At 66.8% G+C, this 12,401-nt stretch carries 6 protein-coding genes, 1 tRNA gene and 1 pseudogene; 3 read left to right on the top strand and 5 right to left on the bottom strand.

What is annotated here, in order from left to right; genetic code table 11:
- Positions 1-117: 117 nt before the first annotated feature.
- From OG225_RS15325 to OG225_RS15310, 4 genes are all read right to left on the bottom strand, one after another.
- A tRNA-Ala gene (locus OG225_RS15325) sits at positions 118-209 on the bottom strand.
- A 456-nt stretch (positions 210-665) separates the two neighbouring features.
- A complete protein-coding gene (locus OG225_RS15320) occupies positions 666-4,817 on the bottom strand; it encodes a cation-translocating P-type ATPase (protein WP_405182264.1) in 4,152 nt (1,383 codons plus the stop codon).
- Complete coding sequence (locus tag OG225_RS15315; protein ID WP_405182263.1) at positions 4,817-5,074, bottom strand: DUF1918 domain-containing protein; 258 nt, start codon at positions 5,072-5,074, stop codon at positions 4,817-4,819. Before OG225_RS15315 ends, OG225_RS15320 begins: the two co-directional genes overlap by 1 nt.
- Positions 5,075-5,077: 3 nt before the next feature.
- Complete coding sequence (locus OG225_RS15310) at positions 5,078-6,400, bottom strand: phosphoribosyltransferase family protein (protein ID WP_405182262.1); 1,323 nt, start codon at positions 6,398-6,400, stop codon at positions 5,078-5,080.
- Between the two features lie 378 nt (positions 6,401-6,778).
- Between OG225_RS15310 and OG225_RS15305 the strand changes: the two genes are divergently transcribed.
- The 3 genes and pseudogenes from OG225_RS15305 (at position 6,779) to OG225_RS15295 (ending at position 11,554) form a co-directional block, all read left to right on the top strand.
- Positions 6,779-7,777 carry an alpha/beta fold hydrolase gene (locus OG225_RS15305; protein ID WP_405182261.1) on the top strand — a complete coding sequence of 333 codons (999 nt, stop codon included), beginning with the start codon at positions 6,779-6,781 and terminating at the stop codon, positions 7,775-7,777.
- Between the two features lie 800 nt (positions 7,778-8,577).
- A complete protein-coding gene (ltrA, locus tag OG225_RS15300; protein WP_405182260.1) occupies positions 8,578-9,942 on the top strand; it encodes a group II intron reverse transcriptase/maturase in 1,365 nt (454 codons plus the stop codon).
- A 271-nt stretch (positions 9,943-10,213) separates the two neighbouring features.
- Positions 10,214-11,554, top strand: a pseudogene (locus OG225_RS15295) (IS1380 family transposase).
- Positions 11,555-11,773: 219 nt separating this feature from the next.
- Here the strand turns inward: OG225_RS15295 and OG225_RS15290 are convergent.
- Complete coding sequence (locus tag OG225_RS15290) at positions 11,774-12,370, bottom strand: hypothetical protein (RefSeq protein WP_405182259.1); 597 nt, start codon at positions 12,368-12,370, stop codon at positions 11,774-11,776.
- Positions 12,371-12,401 lie beyond the last annotated feature (31 nt).

The raw sequence follows: 12,401 nt of genomic DNA, 5'->3' as shown, positions 1-12,401 counted from the left end.
CGCACCGCGTCGGTCAGCGCTTCCAGATCGCTCAGCAGCTTGTTCCATTCGGACAGCAGCCAGCCGCAACAGTTGACCACGATGCGAGGTAACGCGAACTGCGCGATGACATATCTTGGGGGCCGCAGGGTATCCGAGGCACGCAGAGGACTCGAACCCCGAACCCCTGCCTTGCAAAGGCAGTGCTCTGCCAATTGAGCTGAGGCCCCGCGTCCCCCGAGAGGGCTGTTCAGCGAGAAGTGACCTTGTGCCACAGATCCGTGTCTGCACGCTTGCGCAGTTTGGTGATTCCCACGAGAACCAGGACCGCGACACCGATCGTGAGAAGAATTTTCATACGTCCCACCCTACTGTGATGTTCATACCCAGCTTCCGCTGCTCATCACTGTTTCGTGACCGTGCGTGTCATTTCCTGTCCAAAAAATAGCGGGTGAGTGGTTACGGCGTCAAAAACCACAGGTCGCGACCGACTCTCAGGCTGTCACGCCGCCGGCCGCGGCCCCGGTTTACGACAGCTGCTCCGCCGAACAGGTGCGGTGGATCCTCTCCGACCCCGGGCGATATCCATCGTGCTCGGCGAGCGGCTCGGCCACTCACCGTCGACGAGGCCAACGGATACATCACCCCCCTCGTTGAACTCGAACGCCTTATCGTCGCGACGGAAGTCAGCGCGTGAGCGTGGCCGAAGCCGTGCCGGACGATGTTCGTGTATCGAGAGCCGGCCGCCGGTGGGATGACGGCACGGCGGTGTGCAGCAGTGTGCCGACGGTAGCCGCAGTGGCGGCGGTCGCGGCGATGAGCAGGCCGCCGGGACCTACGGGTCGGCATCCGAACAATTGACTCGCGCCCGGGATCTCGACGATGCCGAGCAGCGCCGCCGCGGATATGACGGCCGCGCCTGTGACGACCGGGTCGGTAGGCCGCAGCACCGCGGTCTCACCCAACTGCGCGCCGACGATGCTCAACAGGGTGACGGTCCGAGCCCGCTCGATGGACCCGGTGAGGCGGGCGGCCACATAGCCGCCCGCGCCCGCCAAGCCGGTGGCTATGCCGTTCACGATAATCCGTTCGGTGAGCATCGGGCCGATCGAGCGGTCGGGTCCCTCCGCGAGCAGCCGCGCCGGATCGAGGTCCGGCACCGGCCGCATGGCGATGGCCAGCGCCGGGATCGTGTCGGTGAACAGATTGCAGAGCAACACTTGGCGGGCGGTGAGCGGGGTCCTACCGGTCAGCAGACTGATACCGGCGATCACCGCGATCTCGCCGTAGTTGTGACCGATCAGGTTCGCGACCGCGTCGCGGACCGCCACCCACAGGGCACGGCCCTCGATGAGCGCGTCGACGATGCTGCCGATGTGGTCTTCGACGAGCACCACGTCGGCGGCGTGGCGGGCCGCTTCGGTGCCACGCCCGCCGCCGAGGGCGATGCCGACGTCGGCGAGGCGGATCGCGGCCGCGTCGTTGACACCGTCGCCCGTCATCGCGACGCAGTGCCCGGCCCTGCGGTATGCGGCCACCAACCGGACCTTGTGGGCAGGCGTGACCCGGGCACAGACGGAAACTCCGGGCAGCATCGTGTCGAGGGCGTCGTCATCGAGGCGATCGAGCTCGGGGCCGGTCACGACGCCGGTGCTGCCGTCGGACGCTGGCAGCACTCCGACCTCGGTGGCGAGCCAACGGGCGGTCGCAGGGTGATCGCCGCTGATCAACACGGGCCGCACACCGGCGAGGGTGATCCGTTTCAGGGCAGCCGCGGCGTGCGCGCGAGGTGGGTCGGACAGGACGAGGAAACCGGCCAAGACGAGGCCCGTGATGTCGTCTTCGGACAACTCATCGTCCGGTGACTCGGACAGTGGGCGGAATGCGACGGCGAGTACCCGGCCGCCGTCTCCGGCAAGTTCCTCCACCACTCCGTCGAGCCGACCCCGGCGGCCGCGATCCATCTCGACGGGCCCCGAGACGGGGTGTTCGTAGGAGGCGCAGCAGCTCAGAATCGTCTCGGGAGCGCCGACGACATTCAGTCGTACTCCGCCCTCGTCCTGGACCGAGACCGCGTGGTAGGCCCGGCCCGACTCGTAGGTCAGCTCGCTCAGCGCCACTGGGGGCTCCGCCAGCTTCGCGGCGGTCGCGGCGGTGACGATCGCGTCGTCGGTGCTGCCCTGGCGTCGTCGCCGCGGCAGGGTCGCCGCCGCCACGGCATGGGCGGTGGCGAGAATTCGCCGGTGCCTGTCGGAGAGCTGGTCCGGGGCACACTCTTCGCGTCCGTCATGCACGATGGTCACGCGCAGGATGCCATGGGTGAGGGTGCCGGTCTTGTCCACACCCAGCACATCGACCCGGCCGAGCGCCTCGACGGCTCGCTTGTTGTGGACCAGCACACCCCGTCCGGCCAAGCGTCGGGCCCCGGCCAGCTGGGCAGCGGTGGCAAGAATCGGCAGGCTCTCCGGAACGGCCGCGACCGCGAGGCTCACTCCGGTCGCCAACGTCTCGGCCAGCGGGCGGTCGCCCCGGGCGAGGTTGGCGGCGATGGTGACGATCCCGGCCCCGAGCGCGATCGGGGTGGCTTGCGCCGCCAACGCCTCCAGACGGGTCTCCACCCCGGTGCGCGGCGATGTGACGCCGCGGGCGGCCTGTCCGGCGGCGGTGTCAGCCCCGACAGCAACCACGACCGCCCCCGCGCGGCCCGCCGCGACGGCGGTGCCGGCGAACAACATGCATCTCTGGTCGGCCAGCGCCTGCGCGTCGATGGGCGTCGGGACTTTGGCCACCGGCAGTGACTCGCCGGTCAGCGCGGACTCATCGATCTCCAGGCCATCGGCCTCGACCAGGCGGCAGTCGGCGGGCACCCCTTCGCCGGGACCGAGTCGGATGATGTCGCCGATAACCAGTTCTCGAGCGTGAACGCGCCGCTCGGTCCCGTCTCGGCGGACACGCACCCGCTGGGCGGCGACCTGATCGAGCGCGGCGATGGCCCGGTCGGCCTCGAATTGTTGCAGCGCCCCGATACCGGCGTCGGCGAATACGACCGCGGCCACCATGGCCCCGTCCAGTACCGAACCAACGGCCACCGACAGCGCGGCACCGGCCGCGAGCACCGGCGTGAGCGGGTTGCGCAGCTCGGCGACGACATGTTCCAGCAACAACCTCCGAGGCGTACTCGGCCCGGTGACAGGCGGCGGGCGGCGGGAGTCGGCCTCGGCCGCGGTCAGACCCTCGGCGCTGCTACCCAACCGGGTGAGCACCTCGGTGGCCGGAACGCGGTGCCAATCGTTGCTCGCCCGCGCCTTCGATGTCGGCGCTACGAGTCGTGACGCGCTCAACCGTCCGTGCGCCAACGCGACCAGCGCAGCCGCGTCGACGCCGAGGGAGACGTGCGGCACCTTTCGACGCCACCTCGGCGCCGGGACGCCGAGCATGATGAGCGCATTCGCCGCCGACCCGGCCAGCGCCAGCAGCACGCTGTGCCGACTGATGTTCCGGGCCAGCCGACAGGCGTCGAGTAAGGCCGCGGCGCCGACCGCCCCGTCGACCGCGATGAGGTCGGCATGCCACGGCACCGGATGCTCGGGGTGTGCCTCGACGGCGAGGCCGCAGTCCGCGGCGGCGAGCGCGGCCTCGCCGCCGTCCGCGACCACGGCGACGACGTGGCCTTCCCGCTGCAGCCGGGCGACCAGCCCAGCGAGCTCCTCGTCACCCTGCTCGGCCGCGGACTTGGGCTCGTACCGGACGACCTCGATGTCCTCATCCGTCGCAAACTGCGGCAGTGACGTGTCGCCGAGCAGGTCCATATCGATCACCAGGCGGTCGACCTGGTCGAGCAATCGCAAGGGTTGCGTACGCACCACGAGCACCTCGCAGCGGCCCAGATATTCCGTGACTCCGGCGGCGAACGCCTCGCGACCGAGCCTGGCGGCCTTCGCGACCCCCGCGCTGAGCACCTCGATCGCCTCCCGCCTCCGATGGGAAAGCGGAAGGGTGGTCAGCACCGCGGCCATCGTCGCGATCAGATCTCGCTCGTCGTAGCGTTCGATCGGGCCCGGCGGCAGCGGAACAGGTCGCGGCCCTGGGTGCTCCGGCAATGAACGTGGCGGTGGCGCGGTCGCGTACAGCACCGGCTCTACCTGCGCGAAAGTCTGTGCGCGGGAGTGTTCCTGCCGCAGCAGCAGCACGCGGTGGACGAGATCGACGGCGGGGCTGAGCAGTTGTCGTTCCATGGCAGCGGCCGTGGTAGCGGCGAAACCCAGCAACAAATCCACCTCGACCGCACCGAACCGTCGCTCCAGCGGGCCGCGCAGCCGCTCCTGGTTCTGCACGAACGCGATAACGGGCGCGAGCTCGATCGGCGCCGAACGCCCCGGGAGACGCAGCAGGGAGCGGACAGCCCCGACGCCGATCGCGGCCACATCGGCGACCACCGCCACGCTGTACCAGGCCACCGCGGCCCTGTCGGTGGGATGCGCGGTGACAGCGGCGGTGAACGGGCCCTCGGCACCGACCGCGGCCTCCGCCACCTCCACGGCTGCGACGATGGCTGCCTCGTCCAGCTCATCCGAAGACTCTCCGGCGACTACGAGACGCCCGCACCCGGTATCGAGGCATGCCCAGGCCACCCCGGACACGCGGCCGACCCGCTCGGCCAACTCCGCGGCGAACGCCTCGATCCGCTCCGGCGCCGGTCCGCGCACCGCGACGTGCACGCGCCCGCCACCGGACCACACCGCGCGGGGACGGCCCGCGGCGTCCGACAGCACAGTGTGCAGCGCGTCCGCAGCGGCCATCGGGATACGCAGTGCCTTTTCGAGATAGCCGCCCAGCATCAAGGCCGCCTTTGTCGGTCGACCGGTTCCGATAGGCCGATCTTCCGGTAGTGACAGCCGGATTCGTGGGCTCGCAGTTCCTCGGCGCTCAGAACGTACGCCTCCGGTCCCGGGAAGATCAGCGCGCGGTGTCCGTTATCCAACCAGTGTACGAAGAACGGCGGGCCGCCGTCCGCACCGTGGACCTCCTCGATCAACCCGCGACGCACGGTCGCGCGTCCCTCCACGACCAACCAGTCCCCTGGATTCGCGTGCATGATTCAACCTCCTGCTCCGGCGGGCGCCATTCGACTCATGAACCAGTCACGGGCGAGTTCGCCCGCGTGTCGCAGCGCGCCCGGTTCCTCGAACAGATGCGTCGCACCAGACACAACGGCCAGCGTGTTCTCGCATGACATCGCCTTGGCAGCCTGGCGGTTGAGCTCCAGGACGAGGTGGTCGTGGCCGCCGACGATGAGCAGTGTCGGCGCCCGGACATGCGCCAGCGCGGTACCGGCCAGATCCGGTCGCCCGCCGCGCGAGACGACCGCGGCGATCCGCACTCGCGGGTCGGCCGCGGCCCGCAGCGCTGCCGCGGCGCCGGTGCTGGCCCCGAAGTAGCCGATGCGCAGGCCCTCGATCTGGTCCTGGCCGGTGAGCCAGCCGGTGACGTCGACCAGCCGCTGGGACAGCAGATCGATATCGAAGACGTTGGCGCGGTGCAATTCTTCGGCGGGGGTGAGCAGATCGAACAGCAGGGTGCCGAGTCCCGCTCGCTCCAGAATCTTGGCGACGTAACGGTTGCGAGGGCTGTGACGGCTGCTGCCGCTGCCATGGACGAACACAACCACCCCGATCGGATTCTCCGGGATGGTGAGATGCCCCACGAGTTCGACGCCCGCCGCGACCACGCGCACCTCGTCATCGCGCAGCGGCGGATCATCGCCCGCAGCCGCCTGCCGCGCCGCCACCCCGACCGCGGCACGCCGGAGTAGGTCTGCCACCTCGTCGTCGGTGGTCTGGTCGAAATTCACGTAGCACTGGCCGACCGCGGAGAACCACACCGATGTCTCCAGACAAATCACCTCATCGGCGTCCTTCGCCAATGCCGCGAGCGTGTCACGCGCGCCGACCGGAACGGCCAGCACGACCCGCGCCGCGCCGTGCGCCCGTGCGACCCGGCAGGCCGCGCGGGCGGTGGCGCCGGTGGCGACGCCGTCATCGATGATCACCGCGGTGCGGCCCGTGAGCGAAATCCGTGGCCGTGCGCCCCGGAACCGGTCGACTCGCCGCGAGAGCTCTTCGCGCTGCTGTCGTTGGACCGGGGCCATCTCCTGCTCGGTGAGCCCGGCTCGCCGCACAACGACGTCGTTGATCACCCGGACGTCATCCTCGCCGATCGCGCCGAACGCCAACTCGGGCTGGTGCGGCACACCGAGTTTGCGCACCACGATCACATCCAGCGGCGCCTCCAGCGCCCGCGCCACATCAAAGGCGAGCGGCACGCCACCGCGGGGAAGTCCGAGCACGACCACGTCCTCGCCGCGCAACGGCCGCAGCCGCGCCGCCAACCGGCGGCCCGCGTCACCGCGATCATCGAACATCGAACACCTCCTGACGACTTCTTCTGTCAGGTTCGCTGACGTCCCGCGTCGGCAACAGATCCGATCGTCGCCGGGACGCGTGCCATTGGTCCCCGGCCTCGTCCGGGCGGCAGCGGCGGGTCGCGATCAGGTGCGGATGCCGAAAGTCCCGAGATCGACAGACCCGTGACCCGGGCATTGCGGACGTTGCGCCCTACCTGCGGGAGAGGGCGATCAGCGATTCTCGATACAGACCAGCGCGCTTCCTGTGGTGCCCGCGAACGCGGAATCGTCGGTAATTTCGCGTTCGCGAACATGAACCACGGCGCGGTCGAGACGACGTCAGGAGTTCCGATGCCCCAGCGGCGAGATTCTCTTCAGCGTTTCCAACCTGCCGCAGTGCCCGACGCGGCGAAGGCAGAGGAGGAGCGGCAGCCTGAGCGCCGCTCTCCTCGGCTGCGGTGGCGGTCGATCCGCGTCGATGGCCGCACCGCTCGCTACGCGGTCGGCGGACGGGGTCCTGGTGTGCTCTTCCTGCACGGCTGGGGACTCGGCGGACATGCCTATGCCCGCCCACTCGAACAGCTCATCCGAATGGGAATGCGCGTGTACAGCCCGGCGCTTCCCGGGTTGGGCGGCACCGCCAGCTTGCCCGTCGAGCACCGAACCCTCGCCGGATACGCCCGGTGGGTCGACCATTTCGCCGACACGATCGGGCTGCCCCGACCGATAACCGTGGTCGGTCACTCCTTCGGCGGCGGCGTCGCGATCAAAGCCGCCCACGACCTGCCCGACCTCGCCGAGCGGCTCGTCCTCGTCAACTCCATCGGCGGTTCGGCCTGGACCGACGGCCGTGGCGTGGTACGCGCGATGCGCGAACGTCCGCTGTGGGACTGGGGCCTGCACTTGCAGGCCGACTTGTTCCCCGGCCGCCAAGTGACCCGGGTCCTACCGGTGATCTTGCGCGATGCGGTGCCGAACCTGCTGCGGAACCCGACCGCGGTGTGGGAAGTCGCCCACCTCGCCCGAACCGCGAACCTGGCCGCTGAACTCACCGCGCTCGCCGAACGTCGGCTCCCGATCTTCGTGGTGTGGAGCAAGCGAGACACGGTCATACCGGAATCCGCCTTCATGTCGCTGCACACCGCTCTCGGTGACCCGCGCACCATCACCGTGCCCGGCGGGCACACCTGGCTCATGTACCACCCGCGCGCCTTCGGCGAGCTCATCACCAACGTGATCCGTGAACCGGTAACCGGCCCACCACCGTCCCCGGATCCGCGGCGCGACGAAGTCGGGCAGCGCGCTGTCGGCACCGAGGTCCCCGGCACGTCGGCATCCGAGAACACCGGAAGCGAATACCACCCACCTTCCTGGGGCGAAGCCTTCGGCTCCTAGTTCTTCCGCCTCGCCCTCATCCGGGGCGAACAGCGGGGAGCAATCGGCGTCGTGTCTTTCAGGTGGCCGGTGGCCTGCTTGTTCCCGTCGGCGGACCTGCCCCCGAGACCGTCCCGAGGACCCTCGTCCTCGCGGAAAAGGGCCCTCGGCCCTACTACCGCGACATGGTGATCGAGTCCAATCGAAGGGTTAGCCTCAATCTTTCGTGCGTCCAGCTGAACAGGAGGTCGCCTCTGATGGGTGATTGGTTCGTAAGCTCGTCGTCGCTTGCCGGTGGAAGTCCGGTCCGGGTAGCTGCCAGGTGGCCCGGTAGCAGACTGGCGGCTTCGCCTGGAAACGGGTGGGGTCGGAGCCCAGTGTCGAAAGCCCTTGAAGGGGAAGCGAAGATGCGGTCCGCAGCATGAAGCGAAGCCTGCGGCGTCGTTAGAGGTCTGCCCCGGTGAGGGGTGGGTGAAGAGAGTGCCGAGCCGCCGAAATCACGGTGAAGGCTATGGAAGGCACCGAAGACCTGGAGATGCAGGTGCTGAAGAACTCTCCGGCGTATGGGGCGTGGAACGTATCGAAAGTGGCGGCGGGAACTGGAGAGACCCTCCCCGGCCCGGTGACCTGCGGAAACATGTCACCGGAGGGTGGTGTCCGATAACCGATGATCTCGGGAAACGGGTGGCCTGTCGGAAGGGAGTCGGAGGCGGTCGTAGTACCGATTGAGCCGAGCGGACAACAGAACCGTCGGTGAGGGAAGGACCGCTGCTTCGTCGATGCGTCATGACTGATGGAGAGGGGCCTGGTGAGCGCCTTCTATGGCTAGCTCCGCCACGGTGGGGTCCGATTCGGATCCGGTTCGAGCTTTGCAGCATGCGCTGTACCGGGCGGCCAAGGTCGATCCCCGGCGACGGTTTCATGCGTTGCGGGACAAGGTCTTCCGCAGGGATGTCCTGTGGCGTGCGTGGGTCGCGGTGCGTGCGAACAACGGTGCACCGGGTGTCGACAAGACCACCTTGGCCGAGATCGAGCAGTACGGCATCGACCGGTTGCTCGATGAGCTGGCCAGCGAGTTGCGGGAGGGAACGTACCGGCCGTTGCCGTTGCGCCGGGTGTGGATTCCCAAGCCTGGAGTGAAAGAGCGACGGCCGCTATCGATTCCCGCGGTTCGTGACCGAATCGTGCAGTCGGCGACCAAGATCGTGCTCGAGCCGATCTTCGAGGCCGACATGGCGGATTGTTCGTTCGGGTTCCGCCCGAAACGCAGCCCGCACGATGCCTTGCAGGTCCTGGTGGACGAGGCATGGCGGGGACGACGGTGGGTGGTGGAAACGGATATCGCCAACTGCTTCTCGGCGATTCCGCATGAGGAGTTGATGCAGGCAGTCGAGGAACGCGTCAGCGACCACGCCATGCTCGGACTGCTGCGCGCGATGCTGCGTGCCGGGGTGTTGAGCGATGGGGTGGTGCGGCGCGAGGTGAGCGGAACTCCGCAAGGCGGGCCGATTTCACCGTTGTTGTGCAACGTGTATCTGCACCGGATCGACCGGGCGTGGGATGTGCGTGTGCATGGTGTGTTGGTCCGGTTCGCCGATGATGCCGTGGTGATGTGTCGTTCCCGGCAGCAGGCCGAAGCCGCGCTTGCGCGGCTGAGGCAGTTGCTGTCGGAGCTGGGTTTGGAAGCGAAGGCCGCCAAGACCCGGATCGTGCATGTGACCGAGGGCGGTGAGGGCCTGGATTTTCTGGGTTTTCATCATCGGTGGGTGCGTGCGGAAGGACGCACCGGCGGTAAAGGGGTTGCCTTCCTCGCTCGTTGGCCCGCAGACAAGGCGATGCAGCATGCCCGTGACCGGATCCGGGAGATGACCGGCCGGAATCGGGCGGTGTTGCGGGTGGAACGCATCGTGGGGGAGATCAACGCTTTCCTGCGGGGGTGGGCGGGGTATTTCCGTTACGGGAACTCGTCGCAGCGTTTCGAGAAGATCAGGACCTATGCGGTGATGCGGATCGCGGGGTTTCTCGCGAAGAAGCACAAACGTCGCCGTGGGTTCGGGCGCTGGGTGATTGCCTTCGCGTCCGATAACCAGCTCGGACTGATCCGTCTTGACGGAACTGTGGTCGCGCCCAGGCCCTTTCGGGCCTGGCGGGTGACGCCGAAGGCCGGCGGTGAACGGCGTCGGTAAGCCGTGTGCGGGAGAACCGCATGCACGGATTGATGTGGCGGGAGCTGGAGACGGGATCACGGGCAGTCACGGTGATGGCGAAGAACGACCGGCGGGAAACCGCCTGGCCACCAATGGCTCCATCACCTACCGCTGTTCAGTCACCGCGCCAGCTCCCGACCCTCCATCGAGCCAGGTGGCAGTGTCCCACCGAAATGGCGAAAGGTGCTCTGACCTGCGATAATTCTTCTTGCTGAGGGAAGAAAGTATCGAGTTCGGGAGCACCTTTCTGGTGAGTGAGTCTATATCGCCCTACCCGCGGATGGTCATCGACGGCGACGGGTCAGGACTGGTGTCATACGCAGGCGCGACACTACTGCTCCGCACAGCCGAGAAAACAGGATTGACCACCAGTTTGTCCGAACAGCTGATGGGCTGGCGTGAACCGGTGACCGTTCACGACCCCGGCAAGATCGTGCTGGATCTGGCCGTCATGCTCGCGGTCGGTGGTGATTGCGTTTCGGATCTGGCGTTGCTGCGGGCAGAGCCCGCCATGTTCGGGTTGGTGGCCTCGGACCCGACAGTGTCACGAACGATCACCGCCATGGCCGCCGATGCACCGAAAGCGTTGGCCGCCATCGCATCTGCCCGCGCACGAGCACGAGCCAGGGCCTGGGAGTTGGCAGGAGCCAACGCCCCCGATCACGGCATCAGCAACCGCAATCCGTTGATCATTGATCTGGACGCGTCGCTGACCGACGCGCACTCGGAGAAGGAGAACGCGGCACCAACATTCAAGCGCGGCTTCGGATTCCACTCGTTGTGATCGTTCATCGATCACGGACCCGTCGGCACCGGCGAACCGGCCGCGCCGATGCTACGTCCGGGCAACGCAGGTTCCAATACTGCCGCCGACCACAAACACGTTCTGCGTGAGGCCCTGGCCCAGCTGCCAGGCGAGCTGTCATGGCGAGTCGGCCGGAATGTGCTGGTGGGAGCTGATTCTGGTGGCGGAACCCGTGAGTTCCTCGACTACTGCCACCGCCGCCGACTCCAGTACTCGATCGGCTTCACCCTCACCGACGACATCGTCACCGCCATGGACACCCACCTCAACGCCCGGGACTGGACTCCGGCCTACGACGCCGACGGCCAAGTGCGTGACGGGGCTTGGGTCGTCGAGGTCACCGGCATCACCGAGCTGGTCGGTTGGCCACCCCGAATGCGACTTATCGTCAGGAAAGAGCGCCCGCATCCGGGCGCTCAACTGCGGTTCACCGACTGCGACGGGTTGCGGTTGACCGCGTTCGTCACCAACACCAGCCGAGGCCAACTGCCTGACTTGGAACTGCGACACCGCCGACGGGCCCGCTGCGAGGACCGGATCCGCAACGCGAAAGACACTGGCCTGCGAAATCTTCCGTTCTACGGGTTCGACGCCAACCGGATCTGGCTTGCGTTGATCGCCCTCGCGATGGACTTGACCGCATGGTGTCAAAACCTGGGCTTTCACGATCATCACGCACGCCGTTGGGAACCGAAAACCCTTCGACTGCGGTTGTTTTCCGTTGCTGGACGTATCGCCGCCCATGCCCGCAAGACCCGCCTTCACCTGGCCCGACACGCGCCATGAACCGAGTTGCTCACCAGCGCGGCTGTGCGACTGCAACCCGGCTGAGCACCGACGAACCTATCCCTTCGACCGAGGAAGATCGCACTATCCGAGCTCGTGGAACCCGGCAGCCAGCCCGCTGCGCGGGCCGCCTGCCGCACCCATGACCGGGAAACTACGATCGAAATACCCAATCCGAAACCGCTCAGGCCAGCACGTCCGCCCCGCGAAAGATCGAGGTTAGCCAAAGATATTTCGCCACCAATTTGTGATTTCCGCCAAACAGCCCAAGAACCACTCCTCGGCCTTATTGAGCCATTCAACAACCTTTTGGGCCATATCCATTATGGCGTTGTATATCCTCCCCCATAGACCGGAGAAAAATACGCTTATATTATGGTATAGATGGGCAATTGCGGATCGCCGCTCCGGGAACCGCTCTCCCATCTGAATCAGATTATTTTTGAGGCGTTCGTGTTGTTCGTGGTAGCGGACTTCATCCTCCGCGAATTCTTCATTCAAGAGTTTTACGTATTCTTCCTGCGACATCTGGTTACTTGCACGCCTCTTGAGATCGCTTTGAGTGTCGTCGGAGTTTTTCTGAACAGAATTTTTTTCGTCTCCCACGTATGCCTCGGCCACCTGCTTCGCCTCCGGAGGTACATCAGCGGGATCGGATCCCCGAACACTCGGAGGGAGGGTGTATGTAGGAAGTTCCCAATCCAAGGAACCTGTCTTGATTGCCGCAACACGAGCATGAGTCGTTCTATCGATGGCCTCCATAACGTCTTCGAATTCTTTCATAGACATGGCGACCTGTGCTGTTGTCGTTGCCATAGTATTACTCCTCTTTTTGTTGGGCGACGAG

It is taken from the genome of Nocardia sp. NBC_01377 (assembly GCF_045040005.1).
In the GTDB taxonomy this organism is placed as follows: Bacteria; Actinomycetota; Actinomycetes; order Mycobacteriales; family Mycobacteriaceae; genus Nocardia; species Nocardia noduli.
Note: the sequence above shows the minus strand (reverse complement) of the source record. Positions and strands in the feature narration are given on the sequence as shown.